The following is a 19,999-nucleotide window of genomic DNA, read 5'->3' as shown; positions in this document are numbered from 1 at the left end:
GAACCTCAGTACTCGATCTGCTCGCGGCGGCCGAACCGCAGCGACACCACGGCCAGGGACAGCGCGGCGAAGAACAGGACCACGCCGATCGCCGACGCGAACGCCTGCTCGCCGTGCTTGAACGCGTACTTCCAGATGACGCCGCCGACGACCTCGCTCGCCGTGTCGGGGCCGCCCTGCTCCGGCGTCATCAGGTACACCAGCACGAACACGTCCAGCGCCACGATCGACAGGTAGATCCACGCGGTCTGGACCGAGTCCCACAGCAGCGGCAGCGTGATCTTGAAGAACATCTGGAACCGCCCGGCCCCGTCGATGATCGCCGCCTCGTAGATGTCGCGCGGGATCGACGCCATCGCCGAGGAGAAGAACACCAGGTAGAACCCGACCGCGCTCCACACCAGGACCCCGATGACGGCCGCCAGCACGAACCGCTTGTCCGCGAGGAACCCGTTCACCGGCGACGGCAGCCCGATCGCCGAGAGCGTTCCGGTGATGAGCCCGCCGAAGTTCTCCGGCGCGTACACCTGCTTCCACAGGATGCCGACGATCGCGACCGACAGCACCTGCGGGAAGAAGTACACGACCTTGTGGAACCGCGAGCCCGCCACGCCCTCGATGCGGCCCTGGCGGCTGCGCCCGCCCAGGTTCAGCATGAACGCGAAGAACAGGCCCAGCGCGATCGTCGCCACCGGCAGCACCACCAGGATGATCCCGGTGTGCCGCAGCGCGGGCAGGACGAACCGCTCGTCCTTGAACAGGTTCACGTAGTTGTCGAACCCGATGTAGTCGAAGGAGTTGCTCGACCCCGACCAGTCGGTCAGGGAGATCTGGAAGGCCTGGGCGAACGGCAGGATCACCAGCCAGGCGTAGAGTCCCACCGGCAGCGCCAGGAAACTCAGGATGAACGGGTACCTGCCGTGCTTCACGACCCAGGCCCTCCTCTCGCTGCGGACCTAGTCCTCGTGGTGGAACTTCTCGATGGTGTCGTCGGCGGCCGTCTCGTCGGCCACGGTCTGCATCCGGTCGATGAACTCCGCCGCGGTGGACTCGCCCGACAGCAGCGATCCGAGCGCGGGCCGGACCTCCTCGTTCATCTTCGTGTACCAGAACCGGAACTGCGGCTGGAACAGGTCGTCCGGATTGGACACGAGCGCGTCGGTCGCCTTGGCGGCCGGGTTGTCCAGCTCCACGCCCTTGACGATCGTCGCCGCCTGCACGGTGTCGCCGAAGATCTGCGCGCCCTCCTTGGAGAGCATGATCCGCAGGTACTCGTACGCGCCCGCGAGGTTCGTGGCGTTCTTCGGCACCACGAACGGCTCGTCGCCGCCCGCGCTGATCAGGCCCGGCTGCACCGAGCCCTCGAACGGCGGCACGCCCATCGGCATGTACTCGAAGTCCGCGGGCGCGATCGACGCCTGCTCGTTCGGCAGCCACGACCCGCACGGGATGAACGCGGCCTTGCGCTCGTTGAACGCCGTCTGCGACTGGATGTGGTCGATGCCCGGCGTGCCTTCGAGGATGTAGCCCTCGGTGTAGAGCGCCGCGAGCGCCTCGGCGGCCTTGACCACCGACTCGTTGCGCCACGCGTCGGGTTCGAGCTCGTCGATCGCCTTGATGACCTCGACGCCGCCGTGGCGGCCCGCGAGGATGAGCAGCAGGTCGTACAGGTACACCGGGTGCTGTCCGGCGTACGTCCACGGCGCGATCCCCGCCTCCTTGATCACGGGGCAGAGCGCGAGCATCTCCTCCCACGTCGTCGGCGGCGTCCAGCCCTGGTCGCGGAACAGCTTGGCGTCGTACCAGACCGTCCACGCCGAGAACACGTAGTTCAGCGCGTACACCTCGCCGTTGAACGTGCCCGAGGTGAGCACGCCGTCCCGCAGGGTGTCCCGCACGGTCACCGACGGGTCGTCGTAGGAGGGCGCGTCGAGCAGCGGCGTCAGCTCCGCCAGCTCCCCGTCCGAGACGAGGGAGTCCATCGGGATCTGCTGCGCGCCCGAGTTGTCGAGCACGTCGGCGGGCTTGCCCTCGGCGAAGCGCGGCTGCTGGGTCTCGGCGATCGCCTGCGTCGCCAGGTGCGTGATCTCCGCGTCCGGGAACGCCTCGTTGTAGATCGCCTGGTGCGCGACGGCGTACTCGTTGCCGAAGCCGCCGTCGAAGATGACGACGTCCAGGGGCGCGGCCGGGTCGACGCCGAACGGGTTCTCGGCGTCGTCGCCGACCGTCACCTCCTCGGCGTCGTCGTCGCTGCCGCTGGTCGCGCACGCGCCCAGGGAGGAGGCCGCCAGTCCGGCGGCGGTGGCCCCGAGCAGGTTGCGGCGGTTGAATATCGGGCGGGTTGTCCTCATGGGTTTCGCTCCTGAGTTGGGGGTAGAGGGTGTTGGTGCAGATCGGTCGGGCGGTCAGCCGGCGCCGTTCCGGGGCCGCGGCGTCGGTCGGTGGCCGACCACGGCTCGCGCACGCGATTCCAGGGCCTCGCTGGCCTCCGGGAAGCGCCGCTGCGCGACGGCTATGTGGACGAGGTCGGCCACCAGCAGCTGGGAGTGCCTGGCGGCCAGCAGGTCTGCGCGGTGCCCGGTCTGGCGGGACGCGGACACGAGCACGACGTCGGCGATCTCGGCGATCGGCGAGTCCGGGAACGCCGTGAGCGCCACCGTGAGCGCGCCGCGGCTCCCCGCCTCCGAGAGCATCTCCACGATCTCCACCGTGGTGCCCGACATGGAGGCGGCGATGGCCACGTCTCCGGGGCCGAGGATCGCGGCGCTGGCGAGCGCGTCGTGGACCTCGGTCCAGGCCCAGGCGGCGACGCCGGTGCGGTAGAAGCCCATCTGGAGCTCGCGGGCGACGATGGCGCTGGAGCCGACGCCGTAGACGTCGACGCGGCGGGCGTCCGCGACGCTGGCGGCGACGCGCTCGACGGCGGCGAGGTCGAGGAGGTCCATGGTGCCGCGGAGCATCGCGGCGTCGATCGTGATGAGCTGCTTGAGGACTCGGTCGAGCGGGTCCTCGGGGCCGATCTCGCGGCCGATGTTGACGTCCCAGCCGGTCTCGTGCCTGGCCGAGGCCCTGCCGGTCTCGGTGGCGATGGCGACCCGGAGGGCCGCGTAACCGTCGTATCCGAGGTGACGGCAGAATCGTGTGATGGTTCCTGGGGAGGTGCCCGACAGCTCGGCGAGATCCATGATCGTCGCCCGGGCCGCGGCTTCGGGGTCGGCCAAGACCTGGTCGGCCACTTTGGACATTGCCTCGGACAGGTCGTTCGCGCCCAAGCGGATCCGTTCGAGGACGCCCGCATCCGCTGGGGCGGGCGGGGCTTCTGTCCGGGTTCGGTCCATGGGTGACCCTTTCGGGAGGTGGATTCAAGAAAAACTATTACCTATGCCACACTCGTGTCAAGTTCGTGAGAATTTTTTTTACTGGTTTGCACCTAGAGCGGATACTGCTGGTAGCGCGAGAAGCGAGGACCCTCATACATGCATGCAAGACTCGCCGTCGGCCTTGACGCCGGCGGGACCAGCAGCCGCGCCGTCCTCATCGATGAGAGCGGCGCGCAGCTCGGCACCGGCGCGTCCGGACCGGCCAATCCGGTGGGCGGCGACCGGGAGATCGCCCTGTCCAACATGGCCCTGGCGTTCCAGCGGGCCCTCGGCGGCATCGACCCGGCCGAGGTCGGCTCGGTGTGCGTCGGCACCGCGGGCGCGCTGTCGCTGACCGAGGAGGTGCGGGAACTCTCCGCGGACCTCAAGCGGCGCTTCGCGACCGCCTGCGAGGTCGAGGTGGTCTCGGACGCGGTCATCGCGTTCGCGGCCGGGTCCTCGGCCGCCGACGGGACCGTGATCGTCTCCGGGACGGGCGCGGTGGCGTTCGCGATCCGCGACCGCACCCCGGCCTTGCGCTCCGACGGCTACGGCTGGCTGTTCGGCGACGCGGGCTCGGGGTTCTGGCTCGGCCGCGAGGCCGTGCGCGCGGCCCTGCGCCACATCGACGGCAACGGCCCCGGCGGACGCCTTGTCGAGGCCATCATCGCCGCCATCGCCCCCGACAAGCGCCGCTCCGGCGCGCTCGTCGCCAAGTGCATGGCGGACCCGCCCGTCCGCCTGTCGCGCTTCGCGGCCCTGGTCTGCGAGGCCGCCGACGGCGGCGACGCGGTCGCCGAGTCGATCGTCGCGCGGGCCGTGGGCCACCTGGCCGAATCGGTCTCCTACGTCGTCGACCGCGAACTGCCGATCGTCATGGCCGGCAGCCTCCTGACCCGACCCACCCCCATCGCCGCGCTCCTCCAGGAGCGCTTCCGGCTGGTCTACCCCAAGGCCGGCATCAGCAAGGCCACCGATCCCGCCATCGGCGCCGCCTGGATGGCCGCCAGCGCATTCGTCACCGACCCGGCCGAACGCGTCCGCCTCCACCGCCAGCTCGCCTGGCGCTAGACACGCACGACTCCCACCGCGAAACCGCCGCCCCCGCCGCGACTGTCACACCCATCAGTCACAGTCGAACCGGGGGCGGCGCCGTGCACCCGCCGACGCGGCGTACCCGAATGCCGCCGCGGCCGGCGGATGTCGTACCCCGCAGGCACAGTTGAACCGGGGGCGGCCGAAGGCCGCGCCCGAGCCGGCGTGCCCTCAGGCCGCCAGCGCCCCCGAGAGCCTCCCGTCCGCCAGCTCCAGCTTCGCCTCCGCGTCCGCGGCGCCGATGCCGAGTTCGAGCATCACCACCGCGGTCTTCACGCGGTTGCCCGCGGCCGCCAGGGCGGCCTCGGCCTCCTCGGAGCCGGCGCCGGTGATCTCGCGGATCATGCGCACCGCGCGCGCGGCGAGCTTCTGGTTCGCGACCTTCATGTCCACCATGTAGTTCCGGTAGACCTTCCCGAGCCGCACCATGCTGATCGTCGACACCATGTTGAGCACGAACTTCTGCGCCGTCCCCGACTTCAGCCGCGTCGACCCGGCCACGACCTCCGGCCCCACCTCGACCTCGATCCGGTGCTCGGCCGCCTCCGACAGCACCGTGCCCGTGTTGCACGACAGCCCCACCGTCAACGCACCGCGCCGCCTGGCCTCGCGGACCGCTGCGACGACGAAGGGGGTGCGGCCGCTCGCGGCCAGGCCCACGACCGCGTCGGCCGGGCCGATGCCGTCGGCGACCATCGCGGCCTCGCCCGCGGCCGCGTCGTCCTCGGTGCCCTCGACCGCGCCGCCCTCGGCGGCCTTGCCGCCCGCGATGATCGCCTTGATCAGCTCCGGGTCGGTCGAGAACGTCGGGGGGCACTCGGCGGCGTCCATGACGGCCATCCGCCCGGCCGTCCCGGCGCCGACGTACCGCAGCCGCCCGCCCTTGGCGAGCCGGTCGGCCACGGCGTCGATCGCGGCGGCCACGTCGGGGAGCACCGCGGCGACGGCGGCGGAGACGCTCGCGTCGGCCTCGTTCATGGTGCGCGCCAGGTCGAGGGTCGACAGGCCCTCGATCCCCGCGTACCGCGGGTCGGCGCGCTCGGTCGCCAGCATTGCCAACAGGGTTCGCGCTTCGAGGCGCTCGGTCGGTTCACTCACAGTTGCGAGCGTAGCGCAATGAAGTAAAATTTCACCCATCGAGGCTCAAATGAAGAATCGCACCGCACCGTGACGAATCGCCCGCGGGTGTACCGTGACGTCATGCCAGCAAGCCGCACCGACGCGCCCAACCTCCTGGTGCTCATCAAGTCGGTCCTGCCTTCCCTCTCGAAGGCCGAGACCAAGGTCGCCCAAGAGATCATCCGCGAGCCCGAGGCCGCCTCCACGCGGACCATCACCGAACTCGCCCGCGCCGCGGGCACCTCCGAGGCGACCGTGGTGCGCTTCTGCCGCTCCCTCGGCCTCGCCGGCCACCGCGAGCTGCGCATGCGCGCCGCGCAGGCCGTCATCGGCACCGGCGACGGACCCGACCGCGAGATCGCGGGCGGCGACATCCCCACCGGCGCCGACATGTCCCGCATCATCGCCACCATCTCGTACGCCGACGTCGGCGCGATCACCGACACCGCGAACGCCCTCGACACCGCCGCCTGCGAGGCCGCCGTCAACGCGCTCGCGGCGGCCGGGCGCATCGACGTGTTCGGCGTCGAGGCCTCGGGGATCGTCGCCGCCGACCTCGTGAAGAAGCTGCACCGCATCGGGTCCGTGGCCTTCAGCTGGCCCGACGTCCACTCCGCGCTCGTCGCCAGCGCCCTCGCCGGGCCCAAGGACGTCGCCGTCGCGATCTCCCACTCCGGCGCGACCACCGAGACCGTGGAGTTCCTGGAGGCCGCCCGCGACCGGGAGGCCGCCACCATCGCGATCACCAACCACGCCAGGTCGCCGCTGGCGCAGACCGCGGACCTGGTGCTCACGACCGCCGCGCGCGAGACGACGTTCCGCTCCGGCGCCACCGTCTCCCGCATCGCGCAGCTCATGGTCGTCGACTGCCTGTTCGTGGGGGTCGCGGCCAAGCAGCGCAAGCGCACCGCGAAGGCCCTCGCGGCCACGGCCGCGGCGGTGTCGCACCGCAGGACGTGAACGATCGCGCGCGGCGGTCACCGTCGCCGCGCGCGATCAGCTTGCGCGCCTTACAGGTTCACTACCAGCTGCGGGCGGCGTCCACTTCGTCCCGCAGCTGCGGGAGCCGGTCGTGGAAGACGCCGGGGCACTGGGTCGAGTTGAAGTCCATGTGCCCGTAGATCTCGCTCGACGGGATGCCGTACTGCTCGCACGCGTACGCGCAGAGCGTCACCAGCGACTCCCATTGGGCCGCGGGCGGTTCGGCGCCGTCGTGGTAGGCGCCCTCGTTCGAGATGCCGAGGGCCGTCGTGTTCTGGCCCGAGGTGTGGATGCCCTGGATGAAGCGCTGCCCGGAGCTCAGGGCCGCGAGGCTCCCGGTGGTGCCCTCGGTGATCCAGCCGCCGCGGCTGACCACGAAGTTGTAGCCGGAGTCGCGCCAGCCGTTGCCGTCCATGTGCAGGTCCTGCACCCACTTCGCGTGGGCGTGGGCCTGCGCGCGGGAGAAGTCGTCCGTGTTCGCGGCGACCGTGTGGTGCACGATCAGCTTCGCGGGGCTCCCCTGGATGACGGGGTTGGTGCCGTTCGGGAGCCGCGCGCCCCAGACGGTCGTCGCGTCGATGTCGGGTTCGACTGCGCTGCTTGAGTAACCGTCGCTGTTCACGGAGTCGTCGGGTTCGGCCTGCGCGGCCGTTGCGCCGTACGCGGTCGCGCCGGCGGCGATCAGGGCGCCGGTCCCGAACAGGACCCGGCGGCGGATGCGGTGGTCGTCCATGGTCTGCCTCCCGGGACGCCGCGGGCCGGGCCTCGTGGGCCCGGCCCGCGCGTCGCACTAGGTGTTGTTCGCCAGCGCGAGGAGCCGCGCGGTCGAGCCGTTGAAGTAGTTCCGGTCGACGTTCCCGGCGATGCCGGAGACCGACCCGGTGGACGTGTACTGCCAGAACGTCCACGTGGTGTTGTTCCATCCGGCGGGCAGCGACGGGGTCGAGGCGCCCCAGTGCGCGACCCACAGGGGGCTCTTGGAGGCCATGCCGGTCCAGGAGCCGGTGCAGGTGTTCCACCACGAGGCGGTCGTGTAGATGACGATGTCGCGTCCGGTCCGGGCCTTGTACGTGTTGTAGAAGTCCGTGATCCAGTTGCGCATCGAGGTGGTGCTCAGGCCGTAGCAGGCCGCGCCCGAGGGCGGGGCCTCCAGGTCGAGCGCGCCGGGGAGGGTGAGGTTGTCGGCCGACCAGGCGCCGCCGTTCGAGGCGAAGTAGGTCGCCTGCGCCGCGCCGGTGGAGGAGTTGGGCCGCGCGAAGTGGTAGGCGCCGCGGATGACGCCCGCGGCGTGCGCGGCCGGGTAGTTGGTGTTGAACCGGGCGTCCTTGAAGGTGGTGCCCTCGGTCGCCTTGATGTAGGCGAACTGGATGCCCGCGTTCTTGACCGAGGTCCAGTTGATGGAGCCCTGGTAGTTGGAGACGTCGATGCCCGCCAGGCCCTGGGCCTGCGCCGGGCTCGCGACGGCGAGTCCGGTCGCGGTCATGACCGCGGAGAGGAGGACCACGACCGCTGCGCGCAGTCCGTGGCGTCTTCTGAGGGTGCGGAGGGTTGCGAAGAGGTTCACACGATGCTCCCTGCTTGTCAGGAGATCTCACAAATGGGGGGAGTGCCTGGTTTGGCACTTGGACCCCAGTATGGAGATAAGTTCCACGAACAGTCAAGCCTGTGAAAATAACTTTCCGTTGCGTGGCGGTGAACGTGCTAGCGGTAGCCGAGGCCGTGGCCGAAGTGGTAGAGGACGTCGCCTGAGGCGGCGGGGACGTCGACCGGGAGCGTCCCGGTCGGCTCGACCGCGCCCGCGATGACCTTGGCAAGGGCCGCAAGGGAGGGCGCGGCGTAGGAGTACGCGGCGAGGCTCGCGTTCGCGCCGGGCAGGTGCGCGGCGTCGTAGGGCGTGCCGACCGCGGCGGTGACGACCGGGGCCGCACCGTCGAGGAGCGCCGCGACGAGGTCGGCCTGCGGGGACCCGGCGCGGACGTTGCGGGTGGCGACGACGACGAGGTCGCGGCCCGCGGCGGCGGCCGTGGCGGACGCGATGGCGTCGGCGTCGGGCTCGTCGCCGGTGACGTGGGCTTCGGCCTGGAAGCCGCTGGCGCTCAGGGCCGATGCGAGCATCCGGGTGGTGTTCTCGCCCCAGCCGGTGACCAGGACCGAGCCGGACGCGAGCGGCAGCGTGCCGTCGTTGGCGAGGAGCGTGATCGAGCGGTCGGCGATGTCCTGGGCCGCGGCGCGGTTCGCGTCGGTGCCGACCGAGTCGGCCGCGGCGCCCTCATCCACCTCGGGAGTGTCCACAATGCCGCATGAATGCTTCAGCGTGAGAATGCGCCGCACCGATTCGTCAATGCGCTCCTCGGTGAGCTCCCCAGATCCGACGGCGTCGAGGACCGCCTGGTGCGCAAGGGGGAAGTCCGGGGGCATGAGCAGGAGATCGGCCCCGGCCAGGAGCGCGAGCACCGGCACGCGGTCGTCGCCGAACTCGGTCCGCACGCCCTGCATGTCGAGCGCGTCGGTGACGACCACGCCGGTGAACCCGAGCCGCTCGCGCAGCAGCCCGGTGAGGATCGGCGGCGACAGCGTCGCGGGCTTGAGCGAGTCGTCGAGCGCGGGGAATTGCAGGTGGGCGGACATGACCATGTCGGTTCCGGCCGCGATGGCGGCCTTGAACGGCGGCGCGTCGACCGCCTCCCACTCCTCGGCGGTGTGCGTGATGACCGGCAGGCCCACGTGGCTGTCGGTCGAGGTGTCGCCGTGGCCCGGGAAGTGCTTGGCCGAGACCGCGACGCCCCCGGCCTGGTATCCGCGCACCTGCGCAGCGGCGAAATCGGCCACGAGGTCCGGGTCCGACCCGAACGAGCGGACGCCGATCACCGGGTTCTCGGGGTCCACATTGACATCCGCATCGGGCGCGAAATTGTGGTTCAGCCCCATCGCGCGCAATTCCGCCCCGGCGATCCGCGCGGCCTCCTCGGCTGCACCCGTGTCCCGGGTCGCCCCCAGCGGCATCGCGCCGGGGAACTGCGTCGCGGGCTCGCCGATGCGCACCACCGAGCCGTACTCCTGATCGGTGGCGATGAGCAGCGGCACCGCCGAGGCGTCCTGGAGGCCGTTCGAGAGCCGCGCGATCTGCTCGGGGTCGGCCAGGCCGTTCGCCCAGTCGAAGTAGATGACGCCGCCGGGCCGGTACGCCGCCACGAACGCGGCCCCGTTGTCGGCGCCGAGCCGCTCCCGGTTCGACGCGACCGCGTCGGGGTCGTCCGTGTCGGCCGACTCGCCGTGCACGTACACCATGAACAGCTGGCCGACCTTGTCCTCCAAGGACATCGACGCGAGCAGCTCCCCCACCGGGTCCGCGGTCGTCTCCTCCACCGGCTCGTCCCCCTCGGGCTCGACCTCGCGGTCCGCGGTGGCCTCGGCGATCACCGCTCCCCCGCCGACGACCGCGAACGCGGCCGTGACGCTGGACAGGAGCACGGTCTTTCGGGAGAGCTTCACCGGACGCACCCGCCCATGGTCGCTCAGGCCGTCCCGGCCCCCGCGCCCGCCCCCTCCCCGGGGCCGCCCAAATCACCCCAGACACCACAAAAGCCGGGCCGGAGCGAATGCTCCGGCCCGGCTTGCAGGTCCTAGCGGACTAGAACTTCAGACCGGCCTCACGGGCGGCGTCGGCCAGGGCCGCGACGCGGCCGTGGTACTTGACGCCGCCGCGGTCGAAGACCACGGCCTCGACGCCGGCGGCCTTGGCGCGCTCGGCGACCAGCTTGCCGACCTCCTTGGCCTTCGCGGTCTTGTCGCCCTCGAAGGCGCGCAGACCGGGCTCCACCGTCGACGCGGCGGCCAGCGTGTGGCCCTGCACGTCGTCGATGACCTGGGCCACGATGTGCTTCGAGGAACGGAAGACCGCGAGGCGCGGCTGGGCGGCCGTGCCGTTGATCTTCTTGCGACCGCGGAAGTGGCGGCGGTTCTTGCCGATCCGGCGGCGCTCGGAGATCGAGCCGGACGGGCGGCGGTTTTCGAGTTTGCTCGCCATTACTTGCCTGCCTTCCCGGCCTTGCGGCGGATGCGCTCGTCGACGTACTTGACGCCCTTGCCCTTGTAGGGCTCCGGCGGGCGCAGACGACGGATGTTCGACGCGACCTGGCCGACGAGCTGCTTGTCGATGCCCTCGACGTGCAGCAGGGTCGGCTTCTCGACGGTGAACGAGATGCCCTCCGGGGCGTCGACCTGGATGGTGTGGGAGAAGCCGAGGCTCATCTCCACGCCCTTGCCCTTGGCCTGCGCCCGGTAACCGGTGCCGTTGATCTCCAGGGACTTCTTGTACCCCTCGGAGACGCCGACGACCATGTTGTTGACGAGGCTCCGCGCCAGGCCGTGGAGGGCCCGGGACTTGCGCTCGTCGTTCGGGCGGGTGACCGAGACGGTCCCGTCCTCGTTCTTCTCGATGCCGATCGGCTCGGGCAGCTCACGGCTGAGCTGGCCCTTGGGGCCCTTCACGGTCACCGTCGCGCCATCGATCTTGACGTCGACGCCGGAGGGCACCAGAATCGGCTGCTTCCCAATGCGGGACATGCTTAATACCCTCCTGCTACCAGACGTAGGCGATGACTTCGCCGCCCACGCCGCGCTTGCGAGCCTGGCGGTCCGTCAGCAGGCCCTGGGACGTGGACACGATGGCCACACCCAGGCCGCCGAGGACGCGCGGCAGCTCAGTGGACTTGGCGTAGACCCGCAGGCCCGGCTTCGAGACGCGGCGCAGGCCCGCAAGGGACCGCTCGCGGCGCTCGCCGAACTTCAGGTCGATGACCAGGGTCTTGCCGACTTTGCCCTCTTCAGGCTCCTCGGCGCGCCAGTCGGCGATGTAGCCCTCCTGCTTGAGGACCTCCGCGATGGAGGCCTTCATCTTGGAGTGCGGCATCGACAGCGTGTCGTGGTAGGCCTGGTTGGCGTTCCGCAGACGGGTCAGCATGTCTGCGATCGGGTCGGTCATTGTCATTAGCGTTGTTTACCTTTCTCACCCCGGTTCCCCGCCTTGTGGAGCGCGGCGGGGCCTGTGGCGATCGGAGCTATGGGCCTGGAGTTACCAGGAAGCCTTGTGGACGCCCGGGAGTTCACCCGCGTGGGCCATGTCGCGCACGCAGACGCGGCACAGGCCGAACTTGCGGTAGACGGCCTTCGGCCGACCGCACTTCTGGCAGCGGGTGTAGGCGCGCACGGCGAACTTCGGCTTCCGCTTGGCCTTCGCGATGAGGGCTTTCTTCGCCATTAGTCGTTCTCCTTGAACGGGAAGCCGAGCAGCTTCAGGAACGCCCGGCCTTCGTCGTCGGTCTTCGCGGTGGTCACCAGGGTGATGTCCATGCCGCGAACCCGGTCGATCTTGTCCTGGTCGATCTCGGGGAACACGGACTGCTCCGTGAGACCGAAGGTGTAGTTCCCGTTGCCGTCGAACTGCTGGTCCGAGAGCCCGCGGAAGTCGCGGATGCGCGGCAGCGCGATCGCCAGCAGGCGGTCGAGGAACTCCCACATGCGGTCGCCGCGGAGGGTCACCTTCGCGCCGATCGCCTGGCCCTCGCGCAGCTTGAACTGCGCGATCGACTTCTTGGCCAGCCGCACGAGCGGCTTCTGGCCGGTGATCGTGGCCAGGTCGGCCAGGGCGCCGTTGATGAGCTTCGAGTCGCGCGCGGCCTCGCCGACACCCATGTTCACCACGATCTTGGTCAGACCGGGGATCTGGTGGATGTTCGCGTACTTGAACTGGTCCTGGAGCGCCGGGCGGATGTCGGAGCGGTAGGTCTCCTTCAGCCGGGGCTCGATCTTCTCTGCAACGTCAGTCATTACAGGTCCTTACCCGTCCGCTTCGAAATGCGGACCTTGCGGCCGTCGTCGCCGAACCGGTAGCCGACGCGGGTCGGCTGGTTGTCGGCGTCGAGCACCTGCACGTTCGACACGTGGATCGCGGCTTCCTGGGTGACGATGCCACCCGTCCGCGAACCGCGCGCCGTCTGGCCGGCCTTGGTGTGCTTGGTGATGCGGTTGACACCCTCGACGAGCACGCGCTCGCGGTCGGGGTACGCCTCCAGCACCAGGCCCTCGGCGCCCTTGTCCTTGCCCGCGATGACGCGGACTCGGTCGCCCTTCTTGATCTTCATCTCTTACAGCACCTCCGGTGCGAGGGAGATGATCTTCATGAACTGCTTGTCGCGCAGTTCGCGGGCGACCGGCCCGAAGATGCGGGTCCCTCGCGGTTCGCCGTCCTTGACGAGGACGGCGGCGTTCTCGTCGAACTTGATGTACGTGCCGTCGGGACGGCGCGTCTCCTTGACCGTGCGGACGATGACGGCCTTGACGACGTCGCCCTTCTTCACCCCGGCACCCGGGGTGGCGTCCTTGACGGAGGCCACGATCGTGTCACCGATACCGGCGTAGCGTCGGCCGGAGCCGCCGAGCACCCGGATGCACAGGATCTCCCGCGCACCGGTGTTGTCGGCGACCTTGAGCCGCGACTCTTGCTGAATCACGTCCCGATCCCCCTACTTCGCCTTCTCAAGGATCTCGACGATGCGGAACCGCTTGGTCTTCGACAGCGGGCGCGTCTCCATGATGGTGACGCGGTCGCCGATGCCGGCCTCGTTGTTCTCGTCGTGAGCCTTGTACTTCTTGTTGGACTTGATGACCTTGCCGTACAGCGAGTGCTTCTTGCGGTCCTCGACCTCGACGACAGCGGTCTTGTCCATCTTGTCGCCGACGACCAGGCCCTCAAGCACCTTGCGCCGACCGCGAGTCTGAGTTTCCTCGCTCACTTCTCAACCTCCTCCGGCGCGGCGCTCAGGCCCAGCCGGCGCTCGTTCATGACGGTGTAGATCCGCGCGATCTCCTTGCGGACCAGACCGAGCTCGTGGTTGTTCTCCAGCTGGCCGGTGGCGTTCCGGACCCGCAGGTTGAACAGCTCTTCCTTCTTCTCCACGAGCTTCGCCTGGAGTTCCTTCTCGTTGAGCTCGCGCAGCTCACCGGTGTCGATACCAGTAGCCATCACTACTCACCTGCCCCTTCACGAGAGACGATGCGGCACTTCATCGGGAGCTTGTGGATCGCCCGCTGAAGGGCCTCGTGGGCCGTCTCCTCGCTCGGGTACGAGAGCTCGAACATGACGCGGCCCGGCTTGACGTTCGCCACCCAGAACTCGGGCGAGCCCTTACCGGAGCCCTGACGGGTCTCCGCGGGCTTCTTGGTGATCGCACGGTCCGGGAAGATCGTGATCCACACCTTGCCGCCGCGCTTGATGTGGCGGGTCATGGCGATACGAGCGGACTCGATCTGGCGGTTGGTCACGTAGCTGTGCTCCAGCGCCTGGATGCCGTACTCGCCGAAGGAGACCTTCGTGCCGCGAGTGGCCTTGCCCTTGCGCTTCGGAGCGTGAGGCTTCCGGTAACCGCGCGGCGGTTTCCGTGGCATGAGCATGTCGCTTAGCCCTCCTGCTTCTCAGTGGCGGGCGCGGCGGCAGCGGCCTCCGCAGGCTGAGCGGCGGCCCCGCGGCCACCACGGCCGCGTCCGCCACGGGCACCCCCGCCGGCACCGCCGCGGCCGCCGCGTCCACCGCGGTCGCCTCCGGCGTCGCGACGACGCTGCACCTGCTCGGCCTGCTCCTTGAGCGTGGCCTCACCCTTGTAGATCCACACCTTCACGCCGATGCGGCCGAAGGTCGTGGCGGCCTCGAACAGGCCGTAGTCGATGTTCGCGCGCAGCGTGTGCAGCGGGACCTGGCCCTCGCGGTACTGCTCGGAACGGGACATCTCGGCGCCGCCGAGGCGGCCCGAGCACTGCACCTTGATGCCCTTCACGGTCGGGTTGCGCATGGCCGACTGGATGGCCTTGCGCATCGCGCGACGGAAGTTCACACGGCTGGACAGCTGCTCCGCGACGCCCTGGGCGACGAGCTGCGCATCGATGTCGGGGTTCTTGACCTCGATGATGTTCAGCTGCACCTGCTTGCCGGTCAGCTTCTCCAGGTTGCCGCGCAGACGATCGGCCTCGGCGCCCTTGCGGCCGATGACGATGCCCGGGCGGGCGGTGTGGATGTCGACGCGGACCCGCTCGCGGGTGCGCTCGATGTCGACCTTGCTGATCCCGGCGCGCTCCAGACCCTGGGTCATGAGCTTGCGGATCTTGACGTCCTCGCCGACGTACTCGGCGTACTCCTTGTCGGCGTACCAACGCGAGGTCCAGTCGGCGCTGATGCCGAGGCGGTACCCGTGCGGGTGGATTTTCTGACCCATTAGGCGGTCTCCTCCTTCTCAGCGTTCTCGGTGGACTCCGCGTCGGCCTCGACCGGCTTCGGAGCGGCGGCGGCCTTGGGGCGGCGCACCGACGGAGCGGCGCTGGAGCCCTTGGCCTGGACGGACTCGACCACCACGGTGATGTGGCTGGTGCGCTTGTTGATCCGGTAGGCGCGACCGTGGGCGCGCGGACGGTACCGGCGCATGGTCGGGCCCTCGTCGACCTTGATCTCGGACACCAGGAGCGATTCCGGGTCCAGACCGAGGTTGTTCTCGGCGTTCGCCTGAGCCGAAGCGATGACCTTGTAGACGACCTCGGCCGCGCTGAACGGCGCGAACTCCAGGGTCGTCAGGGCCTCGTCCACGGGCAGACCACGCACGAGGTCGACGACGCGGCGCGCCTTGCGGGGTGCTACGCGGACGTACCGCGCCACCGCGCGCGCCTTCGGAGCCTCCTGCTCCACTGTTGCCATCGTTCTAATCCTTCGTTCGTTTCTCAAACCCGTGGCCTAGCGGCGACGGCTCTTCCGGTCGTCCTTCTCGTGCCCGCGGAACGTGCGGGTCGGGGCGAACTCGCCGAGCTTGTGCCCGACCATGTTCTCCGTGACGTAGACCGGAACGTGCTTGCGACCGTCGTGGACGCCGAAGGTCAGCCCGATGAAGTCCGGGGTGATCGTCGAACGGCGCGACCAGGTCTTGATGACGTTCTTGCTCTTGGTCTCGACGGCGACGTCCACCTTCTTCTGCAGGTGGTCGTCGACGAACGGGCCCTTCTTGAGGCTGCGAGCCATGGCTTACTTACCCCGCTTCCGGTTGGCGTGGCGACGGCGCACGATGAGCCGGTCGGTCGGGTGGTTCTTCTTCCGGGTGCGACCCTCGGGCTTGCCCTGCGGGTTCACCGGGTGGCGGCCACCGGACGTGCGGCCCTCGCCACCACCGTGCGGGTGGTCGACCGGGTTCATGACGACACCGCGGACGGTCGGGCGCCAGCCCTTCCAGCGCATGCGGCCGGCCTTGCCCCAGTTGATGTTGCCCTGCTCGGCGTTGCCGACCTCGCCGACGGAGGCGCGGCAGGTGACCTGGACCAGGCGGATCTCGCCGGACGGCATGCGCAGGTGCGCGTACTTGCCTTCACGGGCGAGGAGCTGGATCGAGGCGCCCGCGGAGCGGCCCAGAGCGGCGCCGCCGCCGGGCTTGAGCTCCACCGCGTGGACCGTCGTACCGACCGGGATGTGGCGCAGCTCCAGCGAGTTGCCGGGCTTGATGTCCGCGCCCGGGCCGTTCTCGATGGTGTCACCCTGCTTGATCCCCTTGGGGGCCAGGATGTAGCGCTTCTCGCCGTCCGCGTAGTGCAGCAGCGCGATGTTCGCGGTCCGGTTCGGGTCGTACTCGATGTGCGCGACCTTCGCGGGGATGCCGTCCTTGTCGTGGCGGCGGAAGTCGATCACCCGGTAGCGGCGCTTGTGCCCGCCGCCGCGGTGACGCGTCGAGATCTTGCCCGAGTTGTTGCGGCCGCCGGTCTTGGAGATCGGGCGCAGCAGCGACTTCTCGGGGGTCGAACGGGTGATCTCGGCGAAATCGGAGACGCTGGAGCCACGACGCCCGGGCGTCGTCGGCTTGTACTTGCGAATAGCCATATCGGTTAACTCCCTGCGTCTCTTAGGCGATCTGTCCGCCGAAGATCTCACCCAGGCGACCGGGGTCGCCCTCGACGGTGACGATCGCGTGCTTGACGCTCTTGCGCTGGCCCCAACCGGTCCGGGTGCGCTTGCGCTTGCCCGAGCGGTTCAGGGTGTTGACGCTCTTGACGTCCACGTCGAAGATCTCCTTGATGGCGATCTTGATGTGGCTCTTGTTGGCGCGCGGGTCGACCTCGAAGGTGTACTTGCCCTCGCCGAGGAGGGTGTAGGTCTTCTCCGAGATGACCGGCTTGATGATGATGTCGCGCGGGTCGGCGACGGTCACTTCGCTGCTCACGCCGCGACCTCCTCGTCGGTCCGGTCCGCGATGAACGCCTCGATGGCGGCCTCGCTGAACACGATGTCCTCGTTGTTGAGCACGTCGTAGGTGTTGACCTGGCCGGCGTCGAGCAGGTGCACCTCGGGGAGGTTGCGCAGGCTCTGGGCCGCGGTCTCCTCGTCGCGCGAGAGGACCACGAGGACCTTCGACGCGCCGGTGATCGCCGCGAGGGCGGCCTTGGCCGTCTTGGTCTTCGGGGTCTCGTCCGCGATGAACGAGTCGATGACGTGCACGTTCTCGCCGCGCACCCGGTCGGTGAGGGCGCCCGCCAGAGCGGCCGCCTTCATCTTCTTCGGGGTCCGCTCGGCGTACGAGCGCGGCTGCGGGCCGTGGACGACGCCGCCGCCCGCGAACTGCGGGGCGCGGGTCGAGCCCTGGCGCGCGCGGCCGGTGCCCTTCTGGCGGTACGGCTTCTTGCCGCCGCCGCGGACCTCGCCGCGGGTCTTGGTCTTCGCCGAGCCCGAGCGGGCGGCCGCGAGCTGGGCCGTCACGACCTGGTGCATGAGCGGGATGTTCGGCTCGACGTCGAAGATCGACGCCGGAAGCGCGATGGTCTTCCCGGTCTCCTCACCAGAGGCGTTCTTGACGTTGATTTCAAGGCTCATGCTTATGCCACCTGCTTCACTGCGGAGCGGACGAGCACCAGGCCGTTCTTCGGGCCGGGCACGGCACCCACGATGAGCAGGAGCCCGCGCTCGGCGTCGACCGCCTGGACGCGCAGGTTCTGCGTGGTGTGGCGCGAGCCGCCGTGGCGGCCGGCCATGCGCATGCCCTTGAACACGCGGCCCGGGGTCGCGCAGCCGCCGATGGAACCGGGGGCGCGGTGGACCTTGTGCGCACCGTGCGAGGCGCCGAGGCCCTTGAAGCCGTGGCGCTTCATGACGCCGGCGAAGCCCTTGCCCTTGGTGGTGCCCGTGACGTCGACGATCTGGCCGGCCTCGAAGGCCGTGGCCTCGACGGTCTGGCCGAGCTCGTAGTCGGCGGCGTCCGAGGTGCGCAGCTCGACGAGGTGGCGACGCGGAGCGACGCCGGCCTTCTCGAAGTGGCCCTGGAGCGGCTTGGTGACGTTCTTGAGTTTGATGTCGCCGAAGCCCAGCTGGACGGCCGAGTAGCCGTCGACGTCGGGCTTGCGGACCTGGGTGACCACGTTCGGGCCGGCCTGCACCACAGTGACGGGAACGGCGCGGCCGTTCTCGTCCCAAACCTGGGTCATGCCGAGCTTGGTGCCCAGGATTCCCTTGATCTGCCTGTCCATTGGTCCCCTACAGCTTGATCTCGATGTCGACGCCGGCCGGGAGGTCAAGGCGCATCAACGAGTCGACCGTCTTCGGGGTCGGGTCGAGGATGTCGATGAGGCGCTTGTGCGTGCGCATCTCGAAGTGCTCGCGCGAGTCCTTGTACTTGTGCGGCGACCGGATCACGCAGAAGCGGTTGATCTCGGTCGGCAGCGGCACCGGCCCGGAGATAGCGGCACCCGTACGGGTGACCGTCTCCACGATCTTGCGGGCCGAGGAGTCCACGACCTCGTGGTCGTAGGCCTTCAGCCTGATGCGGATCTTCTGTCCCGCCATGTGTCCTAACCTAACGTAAATTGGCTGTTCAGACCGCTCCACGCGGTCGGGCGTGTCGCGAGTTTGAGACTGGCTCGGGCACGCGAATGCCCTCTGCTGGTCTTTCTGGCTCGCCCGCCTGCCCGTCGTGAACGGTCCCTCTCAGCACAGCAACAGCGCCTACTAGGGCCCGCGGGCCGGGCGTGAGCACCGCGCACGTCAAAAGCGCGCTGGTGCGAACGCAACCTGAATATTATGCCTGCTCCCCCGAATGCCCAGCAAGCTGGGGTCGGGGAACAGTGGGGCAGGTTACGCGGATGCAGCTATATCGGCGTCCGGACCGTCAGAACCCGACAGGCCCCGGACGCGAATGAACCGGGGCGGCCCTCTCGGACCGCCCCGGAACTTGTCTTACTTGAGGACCTTGGTGACGCGGCCGGAGCCGACCGTGCGGCCGCCCTCGCGGATCGCGAAGAGCAGACCCTCGTCCATGGCGATGGGCTGGATGAGCTCCACCTTCATGTCGGTGTTGTCGCCCGGCATGACCATCTCGGTGCCCTCGGGGAGGGTCACGACGCCGGTCACGTCGGTGGTCCGGAAGTAGAACTGCGGACGGTAGTTGTTGAAGAACGGGGTGTGGCGACCGCCCTCGTCCTTCGACAGGATGTACACCGCGGCCTCGAAGTCGGTGTGCGGGGTGGTCGTGCCAGGCTTGACGACGACCATGCCGCGCTCGACCTCTTCGCGCTTGGTGCCGCGGAGCAGCAGGCCCACGTTCTCACCGGCGCGCGCGTCGTCGAGGGTCTTGCGGAACATCTCGATGGCGGTCACCTTGGTGGTGATGGCGCCCTCGCGGATGCCGACGATCTCGACCTCCTCGTTGGGGAGGAGCACACCGCGCTCGACACGACCGGTGACCACGGTGCCGCGGCCGGTGATCGTGAAGACGTCCTCGATGGGCATGAGGAACGGCTGGTCGGTGGCGCGCTCCGGCTCCGGGACCGAGTCGTCGACGGCCTGCATGAGCTCGGCGACGGCGTCGACCCACTTCTGCTCGCCTTCGAGGGCGCCCAGGGCCGAGACCTGCACGACCGGGGCGTCGTCGCCCGGGAAGTTCTGGTCGGACAGCAGCTCGCGGACCTCCATCTCGACGAGTTCGAGGATCTCCTCGTCGTCGACCATGTCGGCCTTGTTGAGCGCCACGACGACGTAAGGCACGCCGACCTGGCGGGCGAGCAGGACGTGCTCGCGGGTCTGCGGCATGGGGCCGTCAGCGGCGGACACGACCAGGATCGCGCCGTCCATCTGGGCCGCGCCGGTGATCATGTTCTTGATGTAGTCGGCGTGACCGGGGCAGTCGACGTGCGCGTAGTGACGCGCCTCGGTCTGGTACTCGACGTGGGAGATCGAGATCGTGATACCGCGCTGGCGCTCCTCGGGAGCGTTGTCGATCTCGTCGAACGGCGTGTACGGGTTGAGGTCCGGGAACTTGTCGTGCAGGACCTTGGTGATCGCGGCCGTGAGCGTGGTCTTGCCGTGGTCGACGTGACCGAGCGTGCCGATGTTCACGTGCGGCTTGGTCCGCTCGAACTTTTCCTTAGCCACTTCG

General features: G+C 69.3%; 28 protein-coding genes. 2 read left to right on the top strand and 26 right to left on the bottom strand.

Going from position 1 to position 19,999, the window contains the following annotated elements; all coding sequences use genetic code 11:
- Nucleotides 1–5: 5 nt before the first annotated feature.
- The 3 genes from B0I28_RS00660 to B0I28_RS00650 are packed head-to-tail and all read right to left on the bottom strand — an operon-like array spanning nucleotide 6 to nucleotide 3,338.
- The gene (locus tag B0I28_RS00660) at nucleotides 6–929 is read right to left on the bottom strand and encodes a carbohydrate ABC transporter permease (RefSeq protein WP_106361898.1); all 924 of its coding nucleotides are present in this window, start codon (nucleotides 927–929) and stop codon (nucleotides 6–8) included.
- Between the two features lie 27 nt (nucleotides 930–956).
- Nucleotides 957–2,351: an N-acetylglucosamine/diacetylchitobiose ABC transporter substrate-binding protein gene (gene ngcE, locus B0I28_RS00655; protein ID WP_106361897.1), complete on the bottom strand. Its 1,395-nt coding sequence runs from the start codon at nucleotides 2,349–2,351 to the stop codon at nucleotides 957–959.
- A gap of 54 nt (nucleotides 2,352–2,405) precedes the next feature.
- A complete protein-coding gene (locus B0I28_RS00650) occupies nucleotides 2,406–3,338 on the bottom strand; it encodes a MurR/RpiR family transcriptional regulator (protein ID WP_106361896.1) in 933 nt (310 codons plus the stop codon).
- 138 nt (nucleotides 3,339–3,476) lie between these two features.
- Between B0I28_RS00650 and B0I28_RS00645 the strand changes: the two genes are divergently transcribed.
- Nucleotides 3,477–4,430, top strand: a complete 954-nt coding sequence (locus B0I28_RS00645) for an N-acetylglucosamine kinase (RefSeq protein ID WP_106361895.1) — start codon at nucleotides 3,477–3,479, stop codon at nucleotides 4,428–4,430.
- A 195-nt stretch (nucleotides 4,431–4,625) separates the two neighbouring features.
- Here B0I28_RS00645 and murQ read toward each other — a convergent pair whose 3' ends face one another.
- Nucleotides 4,626–5,552: an N-acetylmuramic acid 6-phosphate etherase gene (murQ, locus tag B0I28_RS00640; protein WP_245888832.1), complete on the bottom strand. Its 927-nt coding sequence runs from the start codon at nucleotides 5,550–5,552 to the stop codon at nucleotides 4,626–4,628.
- A 69-nt stretch (nucleotides 5,553–5,621) separates the two neighbouring features.
- On the opposite strand from murQ, the gene B0I28_RS00635 reads away from it, so the two are divergent.
- A complete protein-coding gene (locus B0I28_RS00635) occupies nucleotides 5,622–6,533 on the top strand; it encodes a MurR/RpiR family transcriptional regulator (protein ID WP_425433419.1) in 912 nt (303 codons plus the stop codon).
- A 61-nt stretch (nucleotides 6,534–6,594) separates the two neighbouring features.
- On the opposite strand, the gene B0I28_RS00630 is transcribed toward B0I28_RS00635, so the two are convergent.
- The 22 genes from B0I28_RS00630 to tuf all read right to left on the bottom strand — a co-directional run bounded on the left by B0I28_RS00630 (nucleotide 6,595) and on the right by tuf (nucleotide 19,995).
- Nucleotides 6,595–7,287, bottom strand: a complete 693-nt coding sequence (locus B0I28_RS00630; protein WP_106361893.1) for a peptidoglycan recognition protein family protein — start codon at nucleotides 7,285–7,287, stop codon at nucleotides 6,595–6,597.
- 57 nt (nucleotides 7,288–7,344) lie between these two features.
- The gene (locus tag B0I28_RS00625) at nucleotides 7,345–8,037 is read right to left on the bottom strand and encodes a GH25 family lysozyme (protein ID WP_106362577.1); all 693 of its coding nucleotides are present in this window, start codon (nucleotides 8,035–8,037) and stop codon (nucleotides 7,345–7,347) included.
- Nucleotides 8,038–8,255: 218 nt separating this feature from the next.
- A complete protein-coding gene (locus tag B0I28_RS00620; RefSeq protein ID WP_219926479.1) occupies nucleotides 8,256–10,046 on the bottom strand; it encodes a glycoside hydrolase family 3 protein in 1,791 nt (596 codons plus the stop codon).
- Between the two features lie 139 nt (nucleotides 10,047–10,185).
- Nucleotides 10,186–10,581 carry a 50S ribosomal protein L18 gene (rplR, locus tag B0I28_RS00615; RefSeq protein ID WP_106361891.1) on the bottom strand — a complete coding sequence of 132 codons (396 nt, stop codon included), beginning with the start codon at nucleotides 10,579–10,581 and terminating at the stop codon, nucleotides 10,186–10,188.
- Nucleotides 10,581–11,120 (bottom strand): 50S ribosomal protein L6, encoded by a 540-nt coding sequence (rplF, locus tag B0I28_RS00610; RefSeq protein WP_106361890.1) that lies wholly within the window; start codon nucleotides 11,118–11,120, stop codon nucleotides 10,581–10,583. Before rplF ends, rplR begins: the two co-directional genes overlap by 1 nt.
- 16 nt (nucleotides 11,121–11,136) lie before the next feature.
- Complete coding sequence (rpsH, locus tag B0I28_RS00605) at nucleotides 11,137–11,544, bottom strand: 30S ribosomal protein S8 (protein WP_106361889.1); 408 nt, start codon at nucleotides 11,542–11,544, stop codon at nucleotides 11,137–11,139.
- A gap of 84 nt (nucleotides 11,545–11,628) precedes the next feature.
- Nucleotides 11,629–11,814, bottom strand: coding sequence for a type Z 30S ribosomal protein S14 (locus B0I28_RS00600; RefSeq protein ID WP_030155111.1), 186 nt, complete (start codon nucleotides 11,812–11,814; stop codon nucleotides 11,629–11,631).
- The gene (rplE, locus tag B0I28_RS00595; RefSeq protein ID WP_106361888.1) at nucleotides 11,814–12,383 is read right to left on the bottom strand and encodes a 50S ribosomal protein L5; all 570 of its coding nucleotides are present in this window, start codon (nucleotides 12,381–12,383) and stop codon (nucleotides 11,814–11,816) included. The genes B0I28_RS00600 and rplE overlap by 1 nt, the downstream gene beginning before the upstream one ends.
- Entirely contained in the window at nucleotides 12,383–12,697 is a 315-nt protein-coding gene (gene rplX / locus B0I28_RS00590) for a 50S ribosomal protein L24 (RefSeq protein ID WP_106361887.1), read from the bottom strand. Before rplX ends, rplE begins: the two co-directional genes overlap by 1 nt.
- Nucleotides 12,698–12,700: 3 nt before the next feature.
- Nucleotides 12,701–13,066, bottom strand: a complete 366-nt coding sequence (gene rplN, locus B0I28_RS00585) for a 50S ribosomal protein L14 (RefSeq protein WP_091039823.1) — start codon at nucleotides 13,064–13,066, stop codon at nucleotides 12,701–12,703.
- Between the two features lie 12 nt (nucleotides 13,067–13,078).
- Nucleotides 13,079–13,348 (bottom strand): 30S ribosomal protein S17, encoded by a 270-nt coding sequence (gene rpsQ / locus B0I28_RS00580; protein WP_091053649.1) that lies wholly within the window; start codon nucleotides 13,346–13,348, stop codon nucleotides 13,079–13,081.
- Nucleotides 13,345–13,578, bottom strand: coding sequence for a 50S ribosomal protein L29 (gene rpmC / locus B0I28_RS00575; protein ID WP_106361886.1), 234 nt, complete (start codon nucleotides 13,576–13,578; stop codon nucleotides 13,345–13,347). The genes rpsQ and rpmC overlap by 4 nt, the downstream gene beginning before the upstream one ends.
- A 2-nt stretch (nucleotides 13,579–13,580) precedes the next feature.
- A complete protein-coding gene (rplP, locus tag B0I28_RS00570; protein ID WP_106361885.1) occupies nucleotides 13,581–14,006 on the bottom strand; it encodes a 50S ribosomal protein L16 in 426 nt (141 codons plus the stop codon).
- Nucleotides 14,007–14,011: 5 nt separating this feature from the next.
- Entirely contained in the window at nucleotides 14,012–14,821 is an 810-nt protein-coding gene (rpsC, locus tag B0I28_RS00565) for a 30S ribosomal protein S3 (protein ID WP_106361884.1), read from the bottom strand.
- Nucleotides 14,821–15,294 carry a 50S ribosomal protein L22 gene (gene rplV, locus B0I28_RS00560; RefSeq protein ID WP_106361883.1) on the bottom strand — a complete coding sequence of 158 codons (474 nt, stop codon included), beginning with the start codon at nucleotides 15,292–15,294 and terminating at the stop codon, nucleotides 14,821–14,823. The genes rpsC and rplV overlap by 1 nt, the downstream gene beginning before the upstream one ends.
- A gap of 36 nt (nucleotides 15,295–15,330) precedes the next feature.
- Entirely contained in the window at nucleotides 15,331–15,612 is a 282-nt protein-coding gene (gene rpsS / locus B0I28_RS00555; protein WP_091053653.1) for a 30S ribosomal protein S19, read from the bottom strand.
- 3 nt (nucleotides 15,613–15,615) lie between these two features.
- A complete protein-coding gene (gene rplB / locus B0I28_RS00550) occupies nucleotides 15,616–16,458 on the bottom strand; it encodes a 50S ribosomal protein L2 (protein WP_106361882.1) in 843 nt (280 codons plus the stop codon).
- Nucleotides 16,459–16,480: 22 nt separating this feature from the next.
- Nucleotides 16,481–16,798: a 50S ribosomal protein L23 gene (gene rplW / locus B0I28_RS00545; RefSeq protein ID WP_245888830.1), complete on the bottom strand. Its 318-nt coding sequence runs from the start codon at nucleotides 16,796–16,798 to the stop codon at nucleotides 16,481–16,483.
- The gene (gene rplD / locus B0I28_RS00540) at nucleotides 16,795–17,445 is read right to left on the bottom strand and encodes a 50S ribosomal protein L4 (RefSeq protein WP_106361881.1); all 651 of its coding nucleotides are present in this window, start codon (nucleotides 17,443–17,445) and stop codon (nucleotides 16,795–16,797) included. The genes rplW and rplD overlap by 4 nt, the downstream gene beginning before the upstream one ends.
- Nucleotides 17,446–17,447: 2 nt before the next feature.
- Nucleotides 17,448–18,095 carry a 50S ribosomal protein L3 gene (rplC, locus tag B0I28_RS00535; RefSeq protein WP_106361880.1) on the bottom strand — a complete coding sequence of 216 codons (648 nt, stop codon included), beginning with the start codon at nucleotides 18,093–18,095 and terminating at the stop codon, nucleotides 17,448–17,450.
- A 7-nt stretch (nucleotides 18,096–18,102) separates the two neighbouring features.
- Nucleotides 18,103–18,411, bottom strand: coding sequence for a 30S ribosomal protein S10 (gene rpsJ, locus B0I28_RS00530; RefSeq protein ID WP_026922761.1), 309 nt, complete (start codon nucleotides 18,409–18,411; stop codon nucleotides 18,103–18,105).
- Nucleotides 18,412–18,801: 390 nt separating this feature from the next.
- Complete coding sequence (tuf, locus tag B0I28_RS00525) at nucleotides 18,802–19,995, bottom strand: elongation factor Tu (protein WP_106361879.1); 1,194 nt, start codon at nucleotides 19,993–19,995, stop codon at nucleotides 18,802–18,804.
- Nucleotides 19,996–19,999 lie beyond the last annotated feature (4 nt).

The sequence above is a fragment of the Glycomyces artemisiae genome, from assembly GCF_003002955.1.
GTDB classification, from domain to species: domain Bacteria; phylum Actinomycetota; class Actinomycetes; order Mycobacteriales; family Micromonosporaceae; genus Glycomyces; species Glycomyces artemisiae.
This window is presented reverse-complemented; position numbering and strand designations above follow the sequence as displayed.